Origin of the sequence: Neptuniibacter sp. PT8_73 (assembly GCF_047778045.1) — a bacterium.
Lineage (GTDB): Bacteria > Pseudomonadota > Gammaproteobacteria > Pseudomonadales > Balneatricaceae > Neptuniibacter.
This window is the reverse complement of the sequence record NZ_CP180545.1, coordinates 2,565,019-2,584,895: the sequence shown is the minus strand read 5'-3', so window position 1 is coordinate 2,584,895 and position 19,877 is coordinate 2,565,019. Positions and strand designations below refer to the sequence as shown.

General features: G+C 41.5%; 23 protein-coding genes. 8 read left to right on the top strand and 15 right to left on the bottom strand.

Going from position 1 to position 19,877, the window contains the following annotated elements; translation table 11 throughout:
* Nucleotides 1-26: 26 nt before the first annotated feature.
* The 3 genes from ACMXYN_RS11635 to ACMXYN_RS11625 are packed head-to-tail and all read left to right on the top strand — an operon-like array spanning nucleotide 27 to nucleotide 902.
* The gene (locus ACMXYN_RS11635) at nucleotides 27-179 is read left to right on the top strand and encodes a hypothetical protein (protein WP_415891966.1); all 153 of its coding nucleotides are present in this window, start codon (nucleotides 27-29) and stop codon (nucleotides 177-179) included.
* A 30-nt stretch (nucleotides 180-209) separates the two neighbouring features.
* A complete protein-coding gene (locus ACMXYN_RS11630; RefSeq protein WP_415891965.1) occupies nucleotides 210-557 on the top strand; it encodes a hypothetical protein in 348 nt (115 codons plus the stop codon).
* 45 nt (nucleotides 558-602) lie between these two features.
* Nucleotides 603-902, top strand: coding sequence for a DUF1330 domain-containing protein (locus ACMXYN_RS11625; protein WP_415891964.1), 300 nt, complete (start codon nucleotides 603-605; stop codon nucleotides 900-902).
* A 73-nt stretch (nucleotides 903-975) separates the two neighbouring features.
* Here ACMXYN_RS11625 and ACMXYN_RS11620 read toward each other — a convergent pair whose 3' ends face one another.
* The 3 genes from ACMXYN_RS11620 to ACMXYN_RS11610 form a co-directional block, all read right to left on the bottom strand.
* On the bottom strand, nucleotides 976-2,823 hold the full coding sequence (locus ACMXYN_RS11620) for a methyl-accepting chemotaxis protein (RefSeq protein WP_415891963.1): 1,848 nt from the start codon (nucleotides 2,821-2,823) through the stop codon (nucleotides 976-978).
* A gap of 157 nt (nucleotides 2,824-2,980) precedes the next feature.
* On the bottom strand, nucleotides 2,981-3,382 hold the full coding sequence (locus ACMXYN_RS11615; protein ID WP_415891962.1) for a hypothetical protein: 402 nt from the start codon (nucleotides 3,380-3,382) through the stop codon (nucleotides 2,981-2,983).
* A 130-nt stretch (nucleotides 3,383-3,512) separates the two neighbouring features.
* Complete coding sequence (locus ACMXYN_RS11610; protein ID WP_415884646.1) at nucleotides 3,513-3,797, bottom strand: ArsR/SmtB family transcription factor; 285 nt, start codon at nucleotides 3,795-3,797, stop codon at nucleotides 3,513-3,515.
* Nucleotides 3,798-4,120: 323 nt separating this feature from the next.
* Here ACMXYN_RS11610 and ACMXYN_RS11605 point away from each other — a divergent pair, with 323 nt between their 5' ends.
* The 5 genes from ACMXYN_RS11605 to ACMXYN_RS11585 all read left to right on the top strand — a co-directional run bounded on the left by ACMXYN_RS11605 (nucleotide 4,121) and on the right by ACMXYN_RS11585 (nucleotide 9,700).
* The gene (locus ACMXYN_RS11605; RefSeq protein WP_415891961.1) at nucleotides 4,121-6,724 is read left to right on the top strand and encodes an efflux RND transporter permease subunit; all 2,604 of its coding nucleotides are present in this window, start codon (nucleotides 4,121-4,123) and stop codon (nucleotides 6,722-6,724) included.
* Complete coding sequence (locus ACMXYN_RS11600; RefSeq protein ID WP_415891960.1) at nucleotides 6,717-7,535, top strand: outer membrane lipoprotein-sorting protein; 819 nt, start codon at nucleotides 6,717-6,719, stop codon at nucleotides 7,533-7,535. Before ACMXYN_RS11605 ends, ACMXYN_RS11600 begins: the two co-directional genes overlap by 8 nt.
* Entirely contained in the window at nucleotides 7,535-8,824 is a 1,290-nt protein-coding gene (locus ACMXYN_RS11595; RefSeq protein ID WP_415891959.1) for a hypothetical protein, read from the top strand. Before ACMXYN_RS11600 ends, ACMXYN_RS11595 begins: the two co-directional genes overlap by 1 nt.
* A gap of 56 nt (nucleotides 8,825-8,880) precedes the next feature.
* Entirely contained in the window at nucleotides 8,881-9,228 is a 348-nt protein-coding gene (locus ACMXYN_RS11590; protein WP_415891958.1) for a Fis family transcriptional regulator, read from the top strand.
* A gap of 76 nt (nucleotides 9,229-9,304) precedes the next feature.
* Complete coding sequence (locus tag ACMXYN_RS11585; RefSeq protein WP_415891957.1) at nucleotides 9,305-9,700, top strand: NUDIX domain-containing protein; 396 nt, start codon at nucleotides 9,305-9,307, stop codon at nucleotides 9,698-9,700.
* Between the two features lie 11 nt (nucleotides 9,701-9,711).
* On the opposite strand, the gene ACMXYN_RS11580 is transcribed toward ACMXYN_RS11585, so the two are convergent.
* The 12 genes from ACMXYN_RS11580 to ACMXYN_RS11525 form a co-directional block, all read right to left on the bottom strand.
* On the bottom strand, nucleotides 9,712-10,728 hold the full coding sequence (locus ACMXYN_RS11580) for an ABC transporter substrate-binding protein (RefSeq protein WP_415891956.1): 1,017 nt from the start codon (nucleotides 10,726-10,728) through the stop codon (nucleotides 9,712-9,714).
* A gap of 159 nt (nucleotides 10,729-10,887) precedes the next feature.
* Entirely contained in the window at nucleotides 10,888-11,100 is a 213-nt protein-coding gene (locus tag ACMXYN_RS11575) for a hypothetical protein (protein ID WP_415891955.1), read from the bottom strand.
* Nucleotides 11,097-11,306, bottom strand: coding sequence for a DUF4177 domain-containing protein (locus tag ACMXYN_RS11570; RefSeq protein ID WP_415891954.1), 210 nt, complete (start codon nucleotides 11,304-11,306; stop codon nucleotides 11,097-11,099). The genes ACMXYN_RS11575 and ACMXYN_RS11570 overlap by 4 nt, the downstream gene beginning before the upstream one ends.
* A 77-nt stretch (nucleotides 11,307-11,383) precedes the next feature.
* On the bottom strand, nucleotides 11,384-11,749 hold the full coding sequence (locus ACMXYN_RS11565) for a hypothetical protein (RefSeq protein ID WP_415891953.1): 366 nt from the start codon (nucleotides 11,747-11,749) through the stop codon (nucleotides 11,384-11,386).
* A 433-nt stretch (nucleotides 11,750-12,182) separates the two neighbouring features.
* A complete protein-coding gene (locus ACMXYN_RS11560) occupies nucleotides 12,183-12,521 on the bottom strand; it encodes a zinc ribbon domain-containing protein YjdM (protein WP_415887586.1) in 339 nt (112 codons plus the stop codon).
* A 118-nt stretch (nucleotides 12,522-12,639) separates the two neighbouring features.
* Complete coding sequence (locus tag ACMXYN_RS11555) at nucleotides 12,640-13,104, bottom strand: type II toxin-antitoxin system RatA family toxin (RefSeq protein ID WP_415891952.1); 465 nt, start codon at nucleotides 13,102-13,104, stop codon at nucleotides 12,640-12,642.
* A 371-nt stretch (nucleotides 13,105-13,475) separates the two neighbouring features.
* On the bottom strand, nucleotides 13,476-14,507 hold the full coding sequence (locus tag ACMXYN_RS11550) for an RDD family protein (protein WP_415891951.1): 1,032 nt from the start codon (nucleotides 14,505-14,507) through the stop codon (nucleotides 13,476-13,478).
* A gap of 250 nt (nucleotides 14,508-14,757) precedes the next feature.
* Nucleotides 14,758-15,246 (bottom strand): hypothetical protein, encoded by a 489-nt coding sequence (locus ACMXYN_RS11545; RefSeq protein ID WP_415891950.1) that lies wholly within the window; start codon nucleotides 15,244-15,246, stop codon nucleotides 14,758-14,760.
* 30 nt (nucleotides 15,247-15,276) lie between these two features.
* Nucleotides 15,277-17,349 (bottom strand): 4Fe-4S binding protein, encoded by a 2,073-nt coding sequence (locus ACMXYN_RS11540; protein ID WP_415891949.1) that lies wholly within the window; start codon nucleotides 17,347-17,349, stop codon nucleotides 15,277-15,279.
* Nucleotides 17,350-17,682: 333 nt separating this feature from the next.
* Nucleotides 17,683-18,624, bottom strand: coding sequence for a winged helix-turn-helix domain-containing protein (locus ACMXYN_RS11535; protein ID WP_415891948.1), 942 nt, complete (start codon nucleotides 18,622-18,624; stop codon nucleotides 17,683-17,685).
* 531 nt (nucleotides 18,625-19,155) lie between these two features.
* Entirely contained in the window at nucleotides 19,156-19,542 is a 387-nt protein-coding gene (locus ACMXYN_RS11530) for a hypothetical protein (protein ID WP_415891947.1), read from the bottom strand.
* Between the two features lie 35 nt (nucleotides 19,543-19,577).
* Nucleotides 19,578-19,874, bottom strand: coding sequence for an antibiotic biosynthesis monooxygenase family protein (locus tag ACMXYN_RS11525; protein ID WP_415891946.1), 297 nt, complete (start codon nucleotides 19,872-19,874; stop codon nucleotides 19,578-19,580).
* Nucleotides 19,875-19,877: the final 3 nt, after the last annotated feature.

Here is a 19,877-nt window from a genome sequence, read left to right as displayed (position 1 = left end):
TCTTGTTTATTTTCATGGTTTTCTGGATGCCTGAGTTCGTCAGGTGGGGTGCAACAGGACTAACCCTGATTTCATTTCTGATTTATCTCTTAATCTATATTCGTCAGAAAAATCGTATTGCTCGTATTAGAGAAGCGCAGTTAACAGAGCACCGAGAAACAAAAGAGGGTAAAGTTTAACGAATAGCTGGTTGATAAGCGTAGGTTAAAATGAAAAGTTTATGGTTAATTTCTCTATTTCTATTCCCTTTGCATGCAATAGCTCAAGATAACTGGTCTCAAATAGAAGGCAGTTATGCGCTTACTGGTTCCGAGTTAATCGACCCAGATCCCAGTATACCTCAGAATACGCACCTTCGTTTTAGCTTAACGGGTAAGATGGCTCAGGATCTCTATCAAGCAATGGCTGTTGATACGGTGATTGATGAATGCACAGGGCTACCGAGTAAATCGGTGAAGGATATGCGCTGCTATTTTGAACAGTTGGATGACAGCTATATGTGTGATTTTTCAATTGATATAGCCAAGCAAGAGATCGGGTATGGTTTAAGTTGTTAATCTCTGAGTCTTTCAATTTTGCCCAAGGTTTGTGGAGTTTACTGAATGTCTAAAGCTTACAACATTGTGAATATTGTCAAAATTTACGATAAGAAAAAGTTCTATGAATATGTGGTAGGGCACGTTCCAACATTGGACAAATTCGGCGGTAGGTTTCTAGTCAAAGGTGATTTCGGCGAGGTATTAGAGGGCAGCTGGGATAGCAATCTGATTGTTATTCAAGAATTTCCATCAGTGGAGTTGTTTAAAGCTTGGTATGACTCTGATGAATATCGTCCTTGGCGAGAGTTAAGACAGTCCTGTGCTGAGGTGAATGTTATCTTGACTCAAGGTTGTTCCGATTAGGTTCTTGACCTTTGTTGCTGCAGAAAGGACTTGATCTAATCAGTTGGGGGCTGACTAGACCAAGCTGTTTTCATTACACAATAAATTTAGAGACGTCCTCGCGCATCTGGTGAGCTTGGGTTTCTAAACACTCGCAGTTCTTACAGCTCTCACATGAGTCGGATAGTAGTTGCTCAGCAGAGGAGGAGATCCGCTGTGTTGCATCCTCTACGCCTTTGACTGTGTACATCTGTTCCTCGGTAGCTCCTGCAATTTGAATCACCATTTCACGAATCTCATCCATGGCATCTTTGTTGGATTGCATAGTTGAATTAGCTGCGCCAATGGAGTTGTTCATAGTTTCGCTAAGTTTTAAGCTGCTTTGCATGGCTACTTCAGATTCTGTGACATGCTGCTGTAGGGTTTCGATCATCGATTCAATCTCTACAGTGCTGCTTTGAGTGCGTTGCGCCAGTGTTCTCACTTCGTCGGCAACTACTGCAAATCCTCGGCCTTTATCGCCTGCTCGGGCAGCTTCAATTGCGGCGTTAAGGGCGAGTAAGTTAGTTTGCTCAGTAATATCTCTGATTACGCTTATTACATTGCCGATCTTAGTACTTGATTGACTGAGGGAGTGCATTAGGTCGCTGCTTCGGCTGATATTGTCCGTTAACTTTTCCATTTGCTGGTGGGTTTCAGCCATGATCTGACTACCTTCATTCATCTGCTGATCAGCACTGCTGACACTGTCTTGCACTTGGGTACTGCTGGATGCAATTAGCTCAACCGCTGTTACGAGTTCTTGTACGGCTTGGTTCACCGCCAATGTATTGTTTCGTTGTTCTTCGATAGCATTTTGTGAGCGTTTACTCAGCTCAACGGAATGATGAGCGCTGCTTTCTACTGTCTCGCCTTTCTCTTTTATCTCGCGAACCAGTCCAGCCGTGGTATCAATAAAATCATTAACTGAATGAGCGAGTTCGGTCACTTCATCTTCACCTGGAAGGTCTAGATGTTGGGTGAGATCACCTCCACCATGACTGATGTTTGACATTTTAGAATTAGCCGTTTGCAAGCGGTTAAGTACGCGGAAGGTTTGCCATAAGAGTAAGCCCGCGATGATGGCTGTGAGGGCTGTTGCCATGCCGACACCTTGTATCCGAGAGGTATGCAACGCGCTTGATATTGCACCTTCAAGGTCGGTATAGATACCACCAAATATGGATTCTACTTCATGAATACTGCTTCGTAGTTCACCGCGTAATCCTGAATTTTGGTCTAAACCGCGTAGTTGCAGTGCTTCGGCCAAAGCATGGGCGGTGTCTTCAAATGTCTTTACACTGTCAGCGGCAGGTAAATTCACTTGCTGCATGTAGTTATGGGTATTTTTTAGGCTTTCTTGTAACAGTGTCTTCGAGTTGAGGTCGTAGCTATTTTGGAAATCATTTTCTAACAAGATCAGGTGCAATATCTTAGAGATTGCCTGACTATCACCGGTGTTGGCTACTTTTTGATGGAGTGTTCTTTCCGCCTGATTAAAGGCTCCACGTAAGCCACTGTCTTTATCAAGGCCTATTTTCTTATCGAGCTCTACCAGTGCTATCAGTTTTTGTTGGTAAATATCCAGTTGATGTTGTGCTGCGCCTAAGTCTTTTTGAACTTCTGGGGCGTAGGTTAATTGCGATGCAAGTGAGTCGATATTGTTACGCATAAGGGCGATACGTTTTTCAAACTTATCCACGTATTTGAGTTGTTTACGCAAGAGAAAGTCTTTCTCATGTCGACGTAGCATCAACATGTCATTGGTAAGGCCCTTAGCTACAGCGTATTGCTGACCCAAGCCAGAAATCCGGCTACTGGTTTGCCAGAGCATCCAAGTCATAGCTGCCATAGCAACAATAACCAATAGGGAAACAAGAATAAAAGCGCGGCGGATGGACATAACTACCTCCTTGTCGTGAGCTTACTTCCATGTCACAAAACTGTAATGAACTTGAATATAGTCAGAGAATTGAGAAGTTGCCAAAAATTTTTAGGAGGTTTTTAAAGGAGGAGATTCAGGCTAATAAAGTGAAGGGAATTGCGTAATTATTTATGTATTAGGAATTTATCTGCGTTAGCAGTGAGCGTGCAATCTTTTCCATTTTATCGAGGCTAACATCGGCCTTTTTTAGGAATACCGGATCGTAGTGATCAGGGTTCGACCAGTGTTTACCACTGATTTGGCAGCGCTTGGCTAACTTATCAATCCCGAGGTCTTCGAGGGTAAAGCCAAGTTTTGTCCATAACAGGGATAGGTGGCGTTCTGTTTTATGGTCCCGCTTGCCGTAATCATCTAACTGACGCATATAGACCGCAGTTTCACGTGCTGCGGTGATGACGTTTCGAAGCGCCATTATAGATTCTTGCTTGCGTGCTTCGTTGGCGCGGTAGAGGTTAGTAAGCCACTTAGTCGCGTGGTTAAAAAGATCTGAGAAGGCTTTTTCCGGCAGTAAGTCCATAAGTGCTAGAGCATTTTCAATCCGTTGGCTGGAAAGTATAGGTTGACTTGAGGCGTGAAAAAAAGCAAGAAAATACTGTTGGGGGTAGTGTAGTAGAGGCATAAAAAAAGGCCGCTAAGCGGCCTTTATTTTAAAGAGAAGCACAGAACATCTCATGTAGGGTGTGAATAATCCGTTTCGCAGTATCCCCTTGTAGGGAATAATAGATGGTTTGTGATTCCCGACGGGTTTTCACTAGTCCATCTTTCCTTAGTACTGCCAGGTGCTGGGATAAAGCAGACTGGCTTAAATCTAGGCAATTATTCAGTTCAGTAACTGAAAGCTCCTTCCCATCCAGATAGCATAGGATGAGTAGTCGACTTTCATTGCCTAGCGCTTTCATCAATTTTGCAGCCTTGCCGGCATTGGTTCTCATAAGTTCCAATGTTTCCGGATCTAAGGTCGCGTTGTTGGTCTCGTTCAAGTTAACACTCCGAAGCGCTGTATTGTTTTTATCTATGGGCTCACAAAGGATTAGTCTACGAACTCTTTGGTTCATTTGTTTGACTTAATCCAGACTTCATCCCCAATTTGCAGCTTCTGTCGATTTTTATATCAACTTATAGTTATGAATAGTGCATTTTTTATAACAGAGTGAATGATACCCCAGATCCACTTATATTCGCAATTTGACTATTATTTCTTTTATATATTAGTATTATCTAATGTTTATGTTTTTTGGTCGAATTGAGGGGACAAATGAGGAGAAAATCTAACTGGTTGCTCTTACCAATGCAGAGGCCTAAGTTTGTTTTTGGGCTGATCTTAGCGATTGTTTTTGCAGCACTTTTACCAATTTCAAATATTAAAATTGATACAGACCCAGAGAACATGCTGCCTCACGACCAGGTTGATCGTATGTTCCATGATCAAGTGAAGCAGCGTTTTGGCTTACATGACATGATTGTGGTCGGGATTGTAAATTCCCTACAGGAAAAGGGGGTATATAACCCTGAAACCCTATCTATTCTGTATGATATTTCAACAGCAGTTGATTCTATGGATGGAGTGGTTCGCCAAGATTTATTGGCATTAAACACAGTTGATAACATCAGCCAGTCATTTGAGCAGGATGGCGCAATCTTGTTTGAATGGATGATGAAAACTGCCCCTTCAACTCAAATTGAAGCAGACAAAATTCAAGCCGCAGTCGAGCGCCTCCCTTTGTTAAAGAATACCTTGGTATCAGCTGATGCCCAAGCGGCGGCGATCTATATTCCGATCATAAATAAATCAGAAAGCTACCGTTTAGCGAATGAAATTCAAGCAGTTATTGATGGGTTAAATCTGAAGTATCCGGAATCTGGTAACGAATTTCATATTGCGGGTTTGCCTGTTGCAGAAGATACCTTTGGTGTTGAAATGTTTATCCAGTTGGCCATTTCTGCACCCTTAGCCGGTTTGATGATTTTTGTGTTGATGTGGTTTTTCTTCCGTTCCCTACTGCTGATTACTGCCCCTATGCTGGTCGCTATGGCTACGGTTATTGTCACTATGGGCGTATTGATCGGGCAGGGCCATACAGTACACATCATGAGTTCGATGATCCCTATCTTTTTGATGCCTATCGCTGTCGTAGATTCGGTGCACTTACTTTCTGAATTTTCTGATAGATATAAACCGGGGGAAGATCCTAAGCAGGCGTTACAAGAGGTACTAGCTCATCTATTCACACCGATGTTATACACATCGATTACATCCGCAGTGGGTTTCGCCTCTCTAGCGTTAACCCCGATTCCACCTGTGCAAATTTTTGGTCTGCATGTCGCGTTTGGCATCATGTTGGCTTTTGGATTAACTGTTGTTCTTGTGCCTGCATTTATTGTGAGTCTATCGCCACAGCGTTTACAGGCGCTTAAAGATCATTCGGCGAGAGGGGATTCATCTCAAAAACTAAGTTGGCTCCTTAGCGCAGCGGGGTGTTTCTCTACCAACCGCTCTAAAGGCATCATAATTGTTTTTGCGCTTATATCAGCATTATCTATTTATGGTGTGAGTACCATTCAAATTAACGATAACCCGGTGCGTTGGTTTAAAGAGGATCATCGTCTACGCCTTGCGGATCGGGTTATGAACGCTCATTTTGCTGGGACCTATAATGCTTACCTTGTGCTGGAGAAACCGTCTGAACAATTAGGTGAGTCTTTTTGGCAGGAGCTAACAAGCCAGCCATTGCCAGAGGCGGTAATGCTGAAAATAACTCAGCTGCGAACTGAGACGCAGGCGTATTTACCGAGTAAACGTTTACAGGCGCTCGCCCTTGCATTCGATGATCTGTCGTTTGATGACCCTGTTCATGAAGATTTATGGTTGAGTTTGCTAGATAAGGTTGAAGTAGCTCAGCAAAAGGCAAAGTATTTTCTTTCACCTGAAGGTTTAGCGTATCTAGATCAACTACAGAGTTACTTGGATCAATCTGAACTGGTGGGTAAAACTAACTCTCTAGGTACCTTACTTAAAACGGTTAATCGTGAATTAAGAGGTGGGAGCGATGATCAGTTTGTATTGCCTTCCGATGCTTCTGCTGCCGCTCAAACGATATTGAGTTTTCAATCGTCTCATCGGCCTGATGATCTTTGGCACATGGTTACTCCTGAGTACGATGCCACTTTACTGTGGTTGCAGCTCAGAAGTGGTGATAACCAAGACATGAGCCAAGTAATTGAACTGGTCGATCGCTTTGTGTCTGAAAACCCTCTACCGCTGGGTGTCGAGATGAATTGGGCGGGTCTGACCTACATTAATGTCGTTTGGCAAGAGCAGATGGTAAACGGCATGTTGAATAGCTTGATTAGCGCTTTCTTCATGGTGTTGTTGATGATGGTTGTACTGTTTCGTTCTATAAAGATCGGTCTGCTCGCTATGTTACCGCTCACGGTTACCATCCTATTTATCTATGGTCTGATCGGTTTTATTGGCAAGGACTATGACATGCCCATCGCCGTTCTTTCAGCGTTGACCTTAGGTTTGTCGGTCGATTTTGCTATCCATTTCTTGGAACGCTGCCGTGCTATCTATCGACGTACTGGCAACTGGCCGAAGACAGTCAATGAAGTTTATCAAGGGCCAGCTAGAGCGATTAGCCGTAATGCGGTCGTGGTCGCGGTTGGTTTTACCCCCTTACTTTTTGCACCGTTAGTGCCTTACATCACAGTTGGGTTTTTCTTGGCGTTAATCATGAGTATCTCCGCGATTGTTACAGTGATTTTACTGCCAGCTGTTATCCAATTGATTAGCAACAAAGCCTCATTTTTTGGTGAACCAAAGAGCAGCGTATCCTCAGAGGAAAAGCAAAATGTATAAACCTAACTTTTTAAAAACAACGCTCTTTGGGGCTTTGTTCACTGTGTTAGCTACTAATGCGACCAACACGTTGGCCGTAGATTTAACGGATGCGAACGAGATTGTTGCAAAGGCGAATCTAACAGCATATTACGCCGGTGATGACGGCCGCTCTGAAGCTAGGATGTTGATAAAAGACAGCCAAGGCCGAGTGCAAAAACGTCAGTTTACGATCTTAAGGCGAGATAGAGAGGATGGCGGCAAACAGGATTTTCTGGTTGTCTTTAGCCGTCCATCAGATGTGAGAAATACAGCGTTTTTAGTTGCTAAAACGCCCGGTCAAGATGATGACCGTTGGTTATATCTTCCCGGTTTAGATCTGGTTAAACGTATCTCTGCTGGTGATAAACGAACTAGCTTTGTTGGCTCACATTTCTTTTATGAGGATGTATCTGGGCGTGGTATCGAAGAAGATACCCATCAATTGATCGGAACAGATGAAAACTACTATCAAATTAAAAGTACGCCTATAAAAGCTGCAGAGGTTGAGTTTAGTAGTTATTCCACATGGATTAATAAACAAAATTATCTGCCGGAAAAAATTGAATATCTCGACGATAACGGCCAGCTCTATCGCAGAATTGAGGTAATCAAAAGCGACGTGATTCAAGGCAATATCACGGTAATTCAATCTAAGGCGATGGATCTGCGTAGTGGCGCTGAAACGATCATGGAGTTCCGTTATCAGAACTATGATTTAGGTATGGATCAAACTGTATTCTCAGAACGTTCATTGCGTAAGCCGCCTCGCCAGTGGCTTCGGAGGCAGTGATGTTTCGAGCAAGCTTATTTCTATCAGGCCTGATAGCCGTTAGTTTTGTAGCTCAAGCTGATGACTGGGAGCAAAGCGATTGGGACGAAGGGGCGAGTGAAGCCCTTCAGTGGCACGGATTTATCGAAATGGGTGCAGGTAGGCGATTAAACAATGATCCTGTTTTAGATGAAGATAAAACCCTTGCTGAACTTCGAGGACGGGTAGAAACAGAATACTTCTCTAACGATAGTCGTTATAGCTTTAAAGCCGATCTCTACACTGATGGGGTGGAAGGAGCGACTCAATTTAATTTAAGAGAAGCACTGATAGATCTGCAACTTAGTGATTCGTTGGATCTGCGTTTAGGACATCAGGTATTAACTTGGGGAACGGGTGATCTATTGTTCCTGAATGATCTATTTGCAAAGGATTGGCAGTCATTTTTTTCTGGGCGCGATGATGAATATTTAAAAGCGCCATCGACCAGTATCAAACTTGCTTACTATGCCAATAAAGCGAATTTAGATTTGGTGTGGACGCCTGTTTTTACTAGTGATCAATTTATTGATGGTGAGCGCTTTTCCTATTTCTCACCTTTGGCAGGTCAGCAGGTAGCCTCACCTGAATATACGTTGGTTCCGGATTATCCCCAAGAAAGCTTTTCAAACGGTGAATTCGCGGCGCGTTTCTATGGGAATGCGCAATGGGGAGCGAGTAATACCGAATGGGCTTTATATGCCTATAGTGGTTTTTGGAAACAACCCAATGCACTTAATACCCAAGGCCATGCTTATTTCTCGCCACTAAAAGCTGTTGGGGCAAGCTTAAGAGCCAATATCGGGAAGGGAATAGGGCACAGTGAAATTGCTTGGTATAAGGGTAAAGACGGCCGAGGATCAAATCCGCTGCTACACAACAACCAAATTCGTTTTCTAGCTGGATATGAGCAGGAGCTATTACCGAAATTTACAGTAGGGTTGCAGTATTATCTTGAACACACACAAGCTTATGCCAAGCTGATTGCTAGTGATGGCAACTCGCCTTATCGACCAGATCAGAACCGCGAACTATGGACGCTGCGCCTGTATTATCGGGCTTTACAGGATAATCTAACACTCAGTTGGTTTAGTTTTTATTCGCCGACAGACGATGACTACTATCATCGTCCTTCGGCAAAATATCGTTTCAGTGATGAGTTACAACTGATCGTTGGCGCGAATCTTTTTGGTGGTCAAGAAGCACATACATTCTTCGGTCAGTTTGAAGATGCATCTAATCTTTATGCAAGGATCAGGTGGGGTTATTAATGCCAAATCAGTTATGATCATCTTTCCTAGAAGCTATGGTTATTTCGAAAAGCCAAATGAAAAAATCAGATAAAAAACTAGAAAAAATGCTCCGTGAAACGCTGACTGATGTTTGCGATATTGCACTAGAGTCCGTACCTGGCTTCTGCTGGATCACTCATAAAGTGGACTTTTCTCGTTACCCTGAATCGCTAAAGGTTGTCACTGTCTTTGAGGATGAATCACTTCTAACCCTTGCTAGAAATGCCCATGAGGATCAGTTTTTAAAAAGTTTAATCACCGAGAAACTGGCTCAAGCGGGTGTAAAGCTCAATAAACCCACCCAGCAGATTATTTTTGATTCAGAAGAAGCCTGCGAAGATGCTTGTGGTGGTGATTGGAGCTTAAGGTTAAATCGTTATTAATCCTTCTTTCTCATTATTGCTAAACCAAAGCTGGTATTTTCGCGTATGAATCCCGATTACTTGGTTGGAGCTTTCTGTGTCTAGTCCCGTTGAATGCGTCTGTTTTGTTGTTGTATCGGGTAGCAAGGTTTTATTTGAGCGTCGCTATTACGAAGATTCTGTATCTACTCACCGAATTAATATACCGGGCGGACATATCGAGCACGGAGAATCCCAAGAGCTGGCTTTGTTTCGTGAGATTAAAGAAGAATTGGATATTATACCGTTATCTTATGACTTTTTAGGTTCTCATAATTTTGAGTTAACAGCGAAACAGTTGCTGCATTACTATTTGATCACTGAATGGAAAGGGGAATTGAAAGCGCAGGAGGGGCAACGTTTGCAATGGTTAGAACCTCGTAAGGGGCTTGGGATAAATTCTGTGGATCAAAAGGTCTTGGATGTAGTTAGCCTTTGGAAAGCACATACCTAACCATAAGTAGATCAGGGAAGGTAAATTGCTTTATCTTGAAAATGGGCAGGTAGTTGAATATTCCATTTTTGTAGCTGGGAGCGGCTGAAAATAAACTGCCCTTGATTGTTTTGAACCGGTTCTAGTCTCCGATTAGCTTCGTTCTGTAGTTTTCTTAAGGCAAGATTTGCAGCAGCCTTTCCTTGAGAGTAACCATCTAGAACGAGCCCTCCGATAGCCATATCTTGCCCAACCGAAAATTCCCAAAATGCGAAAAGGGGAAGAGTGGTATTTTTTGATGTCCAGTTAATGATCTTTTTAGAAGGAACATGAGCTCCTTGGGCATCAGTAATGGTGTGATAGAGACCAAGAATAATAGCGTCAAATTGTTTAGTTGAAGCTTGTTGTATAGTGTTTTTCCATTGATCGTATTTAGCGATAAATTTTACGTGTACTTCTGCTGATCCAATCCTAAGTTTGCTTTTACCTTGAAACACTTCTTTGGCAATTGTGCTTGAAGTTGTCCCTGTATCGAAAAGAATCAGCACTTTTTCAACCGGTTTTTCCGACATTTCTTGTAGATACATAACAGAGCGTTTCATTAATGGGCGCTCTAAAACACCAGAGATATGTTTGGGTAGGAAGGTATATTCAAAATAGTTTCGGGGATTATTATTAATGCCCAAATAGACAACTGGCGTCCGTGTTTTGGCAAATTTAGGCCCTAAAAATTTTAAAGCATTATCATCGCCTAAAATGACTAGATCTGGCTCACTATGTAGATACCTTTCCCATGCTGCTTTAGCTTGTTTAGTGTGTAGATTAGGCGGTAGTCGCTTGGTATCCATTTCAAAGAAGGTTATGACGGCATGATCTTGCAGTGTATCTTCGATAGCGCGCCGGTAGTCAGCATCCCACTTAAAAGACGCGTGATAGCTTTCAATTACAAGTACCTGCTTTTTGCCATCAGCTAAAGTTTGCGAGGATAAAAGTGAAAAAAGCAGGAGTACAGCGTAGAGAATGTAAGGCAACTTAATTGTTACTGCCAAAGCAATGCCATCCTTAATCGTTGCTAGCTAGTATACGAAGTATAGAAGGGATTGAGCTGTCGTGTTTTTGATACGATCAAATCATGAAGGGTTTGATGTCATTAATAGGTATATAATAGAGGCAGAGCGGAGTCTCTGCCTCTGAAAAGTATTGCAAAGCTAATCGATAAATTTGTCTTTTTTTAGAGACTGGTTTTCGATGTACTCTCTTTTTACTAACGTAATACCTAAAGCTACAACAAAGATAACTCCAAGGGTGATCGCGACTTTTAGGAAGGTTTCACTTTCTAAAGGAGCAAACCACAGTTGCACAAGAGAGAGTAGAGCACCAATTACGAATAAAGCTAAGCATATAATTGAGCCTGTTTTCATTTCTCTCTACCTAAAATTACAACATAAGCTTCACGCTTCCAGAACAACAACATTCTTCGAATATCTTTTTCCATTGTTTGTACACGCCAGCCTTCTTCGGCGTTAAGGTTAAGGAAGTCGGTAAACTTAACAGGGTCTACTTTAGATCCTCCTAAGAGAAGTGAGCCTAACATGCCTTCTTGATAAATTACGGTTTTGTATTCCATTATGTATTTCCTTATATAACCAGATTTATTGAAGAAAAAGGTATTGTTTTAGCAAAGAAGCGGTAGCTCCGAGCTACCTACTTTGTACATAAAATAGGGTCATCGGAATTAACATTCGTCATTGTTAATTCTGTTTCGGTTTGACTTAAAATGTTTCTTTTAAAAGGGCCTGGAACGTCAAGCTTTTTACCCGAACGGGTTTTCTCTGTAGGGGTAAAAGTAATGACTGATTCGTCTACTGAATAGGAGCCCTTTTCTAAGCCTATAAAGTCCATATCTTGAACAAACTTATTCCCCTCACCGAAACTTAAAGTGAAGTTCAAATCCATAGACTTCATCACGCAATCATAGTGACCAATAAGTGGCTCGGCATGGGCTACCATGGAAGTTAAAATTGATGTCGCGATGACTACGCCATAACTTAATTTTTTAGTAGATTTCATTTTTTCTTCCTTGAAATAATTTTGAGTGTCTAGGAACTGAAATACATATTCGGTTCTATATGGTAGCCAGGTCTAAATTAGGAAATATCGTGTCTTAAAAAGCATGGTGCTAACTAGCAAAGACAAGAAAGTCAGGGCATAGGTGATGCTGAATGCTTTCAAAGTCAGAATTAGCTATACATGCTGCGTGACAATGATGAAAACTGAAGGGGTTGTTGCAGGAAAGTGATACAGTTTGAGGCACAAGTTCCATCTTTCGTTTTCCCTAACATGTGGATTCTCCTCCATGGAGAATTAGTAAATACAAATACTATCTATCTGGTCTTTAAAATCAACTGCATTTATTGCTAGAAGAGGGGATTGAGTTATTAGATTACCGGTAGGTAGATCTATACAGGCAAATCTCAGTCAAAGATTTACCTGTAAATGTAATCTAGGCGCGTTTAACAAACTTCGCTGTCACCATCATATCGCCTGCACCATCTACTTTGCAGTCAAGCTCGTGATCTTTACCTTCAACGATGCGTTTGATTACCGCTTTGGTACCGATCTTCAAAACGATAGAGCTACCCTTAACTTTAAGGTCTTTGATTAAAGTCACCTTATCGCCATCAGCTAACTGTGTGCCGTTGGAATCTTTAACAACAAAGACGTCCTCTTCTGCATCCGCTTCAGCAGGGTTCCATTCATGAGCGCATTCAGGACAGATCAAAAGCTCTTGATCTTGGTAAACAAATTCAGAATTACACTCAGGGCAAGGTGGTAAAGACATACTTTCTACTTCTTTAAATTAGTTGAGTGTGAATGGTAATAGTTATAAGAAAACTAAGCGAGTGATTTACACTGCCGAGATTACGATAGTGGCTAGTTAATTGAGGTGGATCTCGTTTTTAGCTGACTTTTTCAGAAGATAGGTTCTGACAATAAGTGGCTAAACCATTAAGTCTGGCTTTAACCTTCGAACCAAAATACCAACTTAAAAATTTGTCTGTGATCCAAGGTGATGCCCACTTTTTAGACTTTAAAGAATACTTAAATGTGACTCGGGTTGTGTCGTCAGATAATGATTTTAAAAGCCAGCTACCGGCGAAAGTGCGAAGAATGATGGGGCCTTTAATCATTCTAATAGCGGCAACGTGGGGCGGTTTGACTTGTACAAATTCGACAATCATTTCCAAACCGCTTTTCGCTACAACCTTCACTTGGGTACCTATCACGATTTCAGTAGCGCCATCCATCATTTCAATATGCTCAGGAAACGGGTCCCATTCATAACGAATATCGTAGTCCTGGGTTATCGCGTATAACTCATCAATGGGTATGGCTATGTCGATGGAATGGTCTATGGAGGGCATATTTTCTACCTAAATAGATAACAGGTTCTTTCCGTCAGTATTGCCTTCGAGTGGTTTAGTTCTTATCGTCTATCTTTATGAAGGCAAATATATAAGGAATACTTACGATGGTTACTCCTAGGACGATGATTCCAAGGTTAGAGTTTTGACCGCCCCAACCGCCAATAACTTGAAAGAAAAGAATTGGCGGTACTACGAATATTGAGAAAAATAGATTAAAGCAGATATTAAATGCACTTTGTCCCTTATTAATAGCGATTAATAGCGATTAATAGGGGTGGGGCAATAAACAACAAGGCATATAGCAGGAAGTACATCATATAAAGCCTCTCAAATTATTCTTGAACACCTTGTGTGGATTTAAAATCCAATCAATCGGTTGCAACGTTTATATTGCTAAATTGCCTTTCTAATAGCTGAGTTAATTCCTCTGGTTTGAAATTATGATTGTGTTGCGACCATTGTGACCAGATGCCGATATCAAAGCCGTGTATAAAGTGTATTTGAACAACATCCACAGATGATATATCCGATGTCTCTTTAACTACTAAGGTGGCGATCTCTTTTGCAAATTTGCTATCGTTTAGCTTTTGCCTTGGTACAAAGACACTGACACTAATGTAATTGCTTGAAAGAGGTTCAGAGCCTGTATGACTTATAGTCGTTGTGCCTGATCTAACGCCAACCTTCTCAATATTAGGGTAGGTCTCTAGTGCTTTTTGTACTGAAAGGATTTGGTTTAATGAAGAGGAAGTCCCGAAGTTATCAGGAATAATTGGGAGAGCAGGTAGAGCTGTCGTAGTCACTAATAATAGGGCGGTAACAAATAAATGGCCTTTCCATATGGGCTGCTCCAAATTAACTGGTGCGTCGGCATTGACTACATATGAGCCTACTACTAGATCATGTAAAGATTGCCTAGTTCTTCGATTAAATACATATAGGTAAAGTATTGAAAGCATACCGCCAAAGACAGCCATGCTGAGTAGGTAGGAAAGGAATATAAAATCGGTATTGGAAGTGAAATGGGTTCCATTTAAGAAAAAGGGAATGCCGTATACAGTGTAGCGGGCAAACGATTTAGGAACACTGATACATTTTCCTTTACTAGTGACGACCCTAATATTAAGCGCTAGTTTTCCTAAGGTTTGTCCATTGAATAGGGAGCTATTCATTAAACCAAAATAGGTGAGAGCGACACTGAACCCCACTAATTTACCTAGTGCTCCCAATTCTATAAATTGGTCTGCAAAGATCAATCCTAAGCTATATCCAATAAGACCTAAGAAAATAGAATCTATACAAAAGGCAAAAAAACGTCTCCAAAAGCCAGTGATCCATGTCTGATCAATATCCTTTACAGTAGTTTCTTCTGTTTCATTCCATTGTTTGCTTTCTTCCATAATTTTTAGACTCTTACATCAGCGGGAAAGTGAGTAATAACGGTAAATGCCGAAATTAGCAGAGGTGCTCGCAAGAAAAAATTGAGGGAATGATAAGATGTTCATTGGTCTTCCTAACCGAGGTATCTCCTTCTTGGAGAAATAATTATCTAGATCAGTTTATCCTTACATATATAGTGTTTAAATGGAAATAGTACATCATTGAAAAGTGCCCCAGACATCTAAAAGTATGCATGCGGCACTATCTATCTCAATTGCGATTCGGTTGCTGCAACGGATAGTTTAACTGAGCAATGATGGCATCCAATGAGCGCTCCCCTTGACCTTCAAGTTCCAGATCTAACCAAGTTAGAATTGCGGTTTCATGTTCCACCATGGACAGGAGAATGTCATGATCCTGATCAGGTCCCAGCTCTGTTATCTCTTTAAATCTTTCAAGGTATTGCATGACGGTAGGTTTGAAGATGGCGATAAACTGTTCCCAGCTGCTTTGTAGATACAGTTCAACGAAACCTTGTACTTGAGCTTCATCAATCTCTTCGTACAGATCGATATGGTAACGGTACAAAATAGGTCTAAGACGAGCCTTAGTTTCTGTTTCTAGTTGCAATAAAGTGCCAAATTTATATTTCTCTTCGGGATTTTTAGCTACTTCATATAGAGCTAGCGATGCAGCTTCACCGAAAACTTCGCTGTCTAATAATTCTCTCAGGCACTGCGGATATAGGTTGGTATTCATTGCATGCTCCTTAATCATTGAACGTTTAATTTATTCACACATGGCTATTAATTTGTGGTTATGTGGTCGGGCTTTGAGCTTTCGACCTTGACGTTTTTCGACGATAAGCGGGACACAGAGATTGTCGTTTTCGTAGATAACGACGCAATCTAAGCACTGGAAGCACTCGTCGTAGTCGATCTGGCCAGTTTGTTCGATCGATCTGTATTCGCAGCGCTGCCTACATAGCTGGCATGGGCTGCCACATTCATCACGTCTGGGTAGCCAATTGAGTAAACGTAGTTTTCCAAGCACCGCCATAGCGGCACCTAAAGGGCAGACATAACGGCAGTAGCCTTTATAGACAAACACACTGAGCGCAACTAAGAGCACAGCCCAAATGACAAAGGGCCAGGAACGAACAAAGAAAAAGGTAATGCTGGTTTTAAACGGTTCTATCTCTACTAAACGGTCTGTCCAGATCGGAGAAGTAAAAGCGCAGGTAAGTATCAGAAGTAGTACAACATACTTCAGCTTTTTTAAGTGCTTATCCCATTGATTTGATGGTTCAAATTGTCTGATGTTTAAAGACGTTAGTATTTTTGTTGATAATTCTTGAAGTGCGCCGAAGGGACACAACCATCCACAAAATGTACCGCGCCCCCAAATAAAGAATGTAATAAAGACGAAGCCCCAAAGGAGGGTCGTCATTGGGTCGTAAAGGAAGAAGTTTAAGTTCCCGCCAGCCAACAGTGCTTGAATGGCGCCCGTGATGTTTACAATTGATAGTTGCCCTTGCGCATACCAGCCGATAAAAAATAGGGTGAATAGCAGATAACAAATTCGGAAATAGGCGAAGAATTTTTGATGTTTAGTGACCTGCGCCTGTTTAATTAGGACGATAAATAGGACAACTAAACCCAGTGATAGGATGATTATCTCATCAAGTCGATCCTCCCAAATCGGTTGCCATGTTTTACCGTTGATATCGGGTTCATAAAAGTAATCATCGGGCACGCTGTACTTGAATTTAAACTCTTTAGTTATGCTAGGCAGATAGGACGTTGATTCACCTCGGATAACGCTTAAATCAAATTCAAGAGGGAGTGATATGTCGATTCCTGATGTATCGATAACTCTATATACCATCCAGTCTGCTTGGCGTAGAGGCTTAGGTAATTTGATTTTGTAATCGGGTTGAATCAGATCTAGGCGGTCGTCCAAATCAAGATCACGAATCTCTATTGGCAACCCTTGTTGTCTTAAAAGTAAGCGGTCAGAAATGCCTGCACGGAGAGTATTTTCGTGCATGAATGAATAGCGTCCATTACTGACTATCAATAAAGCATGGTCGCCAGCCTCTAAGTTTTCTTGTAAAAACTCCCAAGATTCTGGGGTTAATAGGTTTCTTCCTAAGGTTGGGATAGCGAGATCCATTACATAAAGCTCGACGAAATTATCTTTCGGTTGCTTAAGAGCAATCGGGTCTCGTCCTTCTGCTTGAGTGCCTGAAAAAAGGGCTTCGGCTTCAGCGTTGGTATATAGGATTTTTTTTATAAGACCGCTATCGATTAGCTCTGACCAGCCTTTTTCTTCAAAGATATCGTGGTCTATTTTGGCAATTAGGTCTGGATCTTTACTGCCACCAAAACCTAATTTGGCTCTTGCTATTTTGATTGCTGAAGAAAGAAGGGTTTGATTTAAAATTCGAATAGATGCGGTAGCGCCAGTCACACCATCAAGATAGATATTTTTACTGTCGTTTGGCTTCTTTTGTCCCTGCTTATCGCTGAATTTAATATTCTGCATCAGAGATAACCCTTTATATTGATCAACAAAATCAAACATGGGTTGTTCGCCAATACCGGCTACAAACATTGGCTCACGATGGAAGAGTACGCGTACATCGACAAACGAGCCCTCAGTGTCGAGGACAACCAGTAAGTTATAAGGTACACCCATAAAACCAGGGATAGAAGAGAAGTCTATCGATTCGTAAATATAACCAACTTGATTCAGCCCTGTGACTTCCTCTTTGAACAGTGGCCAGACATCAATAGTGTTGTCTTTCTCTCCAACAACAAAAGGGGAAGGGTAGAGCTTACGCAATTTCTCCTGCGTCATGATGCTCTCCACTTTGGTGGGAGTATTGCTGACGGAGCTAGCGCTAAACCCTAGTGAAGGAACGATGAATAGTAAGAACGAGAGCAGCCATGAATAACTGTTTAGCTTCCACATACATAAACCTTTTCAAGCAATAAGGCATGTAGGTTCAGTTGTAAAAGCTGATCAGTGCTAGTAATCACTGATGAGGTTTTAAGTGGAAACTATAGCCTTCGATTTATCGCGCCGAAGGTGAAGTCAGCGCGATTATTTACAGGCTATTTAAGGTTTTTAAGTAGATTAAAGTGTCAGATTTTTAAAAGAAATTTAAAAAAATAATGAAAAATCAATAAATTAGAAGGACTCTTTAGGAAAGCGATACCCTTGGCCATGTACGGTTTCGATGACTGGTTTATATTGGCGCTTAGGATCTAGTTTCTTTCTGAGAGTCACAATATGTTGTTCTAGGGATCGGCTACTCGGTACAAAATCACGTCCCCATCCTGCGTTATAAAGCTTGTCTTTGCTAACCACTTCATCCGGGTGTTGGAATAAGCAAGTCAGAAGTTTTAAATCTCTTACAGAAATCTGTTCACTATAATCGCCACGGGTAATACACATACGACGTGGGTCGATCTTCATATCGCCCATCTCGAAAATATCATTCGTGTCATGACTTGTAGCAGTGCTCTCTTTATTTTTTCGTTGGAAGAAAATATAGGCGGTGCTACCCAATAAGATGGTTAGCAAAATTAAGATAAGGCCATAAAAGTAACCGTCATTTCTAGGAGCCGCTAAGTGTTTGGTTTCTGCTAGTAACCCAGTTACTAATTGATCTTTTGGAATGCTGAGAACAGCTGAAAGCTCTGCAGTCTTAAGCAATACACAGACTGAAATCCCTTCGCTTTGACAAAAGAATAATGCATCCACGTTGATGTCATATGCTTCCCAAGCAGTTGGGGTAGCTGTCTGCAATAAAGCTTCTAAGCGGGGATAGTTGTTCGTCACTATGTAATCGTTAAGGTGAGCACTGGATTGGGTATCTGGGAAAATCAGATCGTGATTAGCATTCCATACAGTGATGGTTTCTATTAAGGGAGTCGAAGCTTGTTTGATCCGCAGGCCCGTTTGGTTGTTCTCGTCTATATAGCCACTAATCCAAGCCAGTTCGTCTTTTAAAAATGATTCAGTTTGTTGTCGGATATTGTTTGGTTGCGTTACAGCAAAAGAAGCGAAGCTGACAAGTAAGGTAGCTACCGAAAAAGCAGCTGAAAAAGCGAGCTGATGAAGTTTCATAATCGGGTTTTAAGTATTGGTGACTCTATGTATGTCTTTAATAGTAAAGAATATTCGTTGAGCATTAAATCTGAATTTCGCTAGAGCTAGCTGCTCAAAAGGAGTGCCGTAATGACAAGAAGTAGATTCCGAGTACTATCGGTAAAGCTATAGGTACTATGGCAAGCATGAAAAAATCAGAATAGATTCTATGTTGGAATGCGTGGCAGCCTTTATAAATAGAATAATTAACGACAGCTAAGAAAAAAATAGATAAGTAGAAGTGGTAGCTAGTTAAATCTTCTAGGCCAAGGTAGAAGAAATAAGGACTTAGTGCGGCGCCTATCCATATATGGGGAACCATTAAAACCGGGATTTTTCTTTTATAGGTAATGACCTTTTCCTGATTTAATTTCATACTGAACTTTTCCAGAGCAAGGCAATTGTTGTTTAAGAGGACACTTTACCATTTCTTATAATCGTTCAGCAGATTGATGCCTTGTTAGAATGCTAAATCACTGCTTTACAGAAACTGAAGTCTCCTTTAGAGGATTAATCTCCGCCACCACCACCGGAGTCACCACCACAACTTCCGCTGTCTCTGTTATTGCACTTGCCATCCGAATCGGATGAGAAAAAATCGATATCTATTCCCCAGCCATCTTCATCCCCGTCGTTGTTACGCGAAGAGCGATTTCGATTAAAGGTTGCGAAAAATACGCCTACAGCAAGGAAAAACAAAACTTCTGGGGTAAAGCTATTGTGATAGCCATATGCGACAGAGGCTGCAATTATTATGACGCCTAGACTTCGTAAGCAGAAAAATAACTTGCCGGCGAGAAGACCACCGATGAAAAATATTATACAGCCCAAAACGATACCGTTTGTATAAAGTGCGTATAAACCAACGGCGGCGATGAGATATCCAATCATGCTCATATAGGTAATGTCCTTATTATCTGTTGTGGAGAATCTTAACGGGTATAGTCTTCTATCTCTTCATATGCATCTGCAGATATACGTTTGCCTAGTGTTCGCATTTTTTGCATCTGTTCTGGGTTTTCATTTCCCCAGAAATTCTTCCAAGATGCTAGGGAGTCCCACTTGGCAATGGTGATCACTTCGTCTTCATTTTCAACGGACTTCAGCATAAAGCTGCCAAGGGCGCCCTCAACCGTTTCATGGATATGATTAGTTGTATTGGTCCAGATCGCTTTAAATTCTTCGAAGTTCTCTTCTGGAACCTGCCATCGATAAACAACTCTTACCATTTC

What these genes read in the sequence shown, in the direction of transcription:
- ACMXYN_RS11635 (WP_415891966.1), top strand. Translation starts at nt 27, where the DNA reads ATGCCTGAGTTCGTCAGGTGGGGTGCAACAGGACTAACCCTGATTTCA.
- ACMXYN_RS11630 (WP_415891965.1), top strand. Translation starts at nt 210, where the DNA reads ATGAAAAGTTTATGGTTAATTTCTCTATTTCTATTCCCTTTGCATGCA.
- ACMXYN_RS11625 (WP_415891964.1), top strand. Translation starts at nt 603, where the DNA reads ATGTCTAAAGCTTACAACATTGTGAATATTGTCAAAATTTACGATAAG.
- ACMXYN_RS11620 (WP_415891963.1), bottom strand. Translation starts at nt 2,823, where the DNA reads ATGTCCATCCGCCGCGCTTTTATTCTTGTTTCCCTATTGGTTATTGTT.
- ACMXYN_RS11615 (WP_415891962.1), bottom strand. Translation starts at nt 3,382, where the DNA reads ATGGACTTACTGCCGGAAAAAGCCTTCTCAGATCTTTTTAACCACGCG.
- ACMXYN_RS11610 (WP_415884646.1), bottom strand. Translation starts at nt 3,797, where the DNA reads ATGAGAACCAATGCCGGCAAGGCTGCAAAATTGATGAAAGCGCTAGGC.
- ACMXYN_RS11605 (WP_415891961.1), top strand. Translation starts at nt 4,121, where the DNA reads ATGAGGAGAAAATCTAACTGGTTGCTCTTACCAATGCAGAGGCCTAAG.
- ACMXYN_RS11600 (WP_415891960.1), top strand. Translation starts at nt 6,717, where the DNA reads ATGTATAAACCTAACTTTTTAAAAACAACGCTCTTTGGGGCTTTGTTC.
- ACMXYN_RS11595 (WP_415891959.1), top strand. Translation starts at nt 7,535, where the DNA reads ATGTTTCGAGCAAGCTTATTTCTATCAGGCCTGATAGCCGTTAGTTTT.
- ACMXYN_RS11590 (WP_415891958.1), top strand. Translation starts at nt 8,881, where the DNA reads ATGAAAAAATCAGATAAAAAACTAGAAAAAATGCTCCGTGAAACGCTG.
- ACMXYN_RS11575 (WP_415891955.1), bottom strand. Translation starts at nt 11,100, where the DNA reads ATGAAAACAGGCTCAATTATATGCTTAGCTTTATTCGTAATTGGTGCT.
- ACMXYN_RS11570 (WP_415891954.1), bottom strand. Translation starts at nt 11,306, where the DNA reads ATGGAATACAAAACCGTAATTTATCAAGAAGGCATGTTAGGCTCACTT.
- ACMXYN_RS11565 (WP_415891953.1), bottom strand. Translation starts at nt 11,749, where the DNA reads ATGAAATCTACTAAAAAATTAAGTTATGGCGTAGTCATCGCGACATCA.
- ACMXYN_RS11560 (WP_415887586.1), bottom strand. Translation starts at nt 12,521, where the DNA reads ATGTCTTTACCACCTTGCCCTGAGTGTAATTCTGAATTTGTTTACCAA.
- ACMXYN_RS11555 (WP_415891952.1), bottom strand. Translation starts at nt 13,104, where the DNA reads ATGCCCTCCATAGACCATTCCATCGACATAGCCATACCCATTGATGAG.
- ACMXYN_RS11550 (WP_415891951.1), bottom strand. Translation starts at nt 14,507, where the DNA reads ATGGAAGAAAGCAAACAATGGAATGAAACAGAAGAAACTACTGTAAAG.
- ACMXYN_RS11545 (WP_415891950.1), bottom strand. Translation starts at nt 15,246, where the DNA reads ATGAATACCAACCTATATCCGCAGTGCCTGAGAGAATTATTAGACAGC.
- ACMXYN_RS11540 (WP_415891949.1), bottom strand. Translation starts at nt 17,349, where the DNA reads ATGACGCAGGAGAAATTGCGTAAGCTCTACCCTTCCCCTTTTGTTGTT.
- ACMXYN_RS11535 (WP_415891948.1), bottom strand. Translation starts at nt 18,624, where the DNA reads ATGAAACTTCATCAGCTCGCTTTTTCAGCTGCTTTTTCGGTAGCTACC.
- ACMXYN_RS11530 (WP_415891947.1), bottom strand. Translation starts at nt 19,542, where the DNA reads ATGAGCATGATTGGATATCTCATCGCCGCCGTTGGTTTATACGCACTT.
- ACMXYN_RS11525 (WP_415891946.1), bottom strand. Translation starts at nt 19,874, where the DNA reads ATGGTAAGAGTTGTTTATCGATGGCAGGTTCCAGAAGAGAACTTCGAA.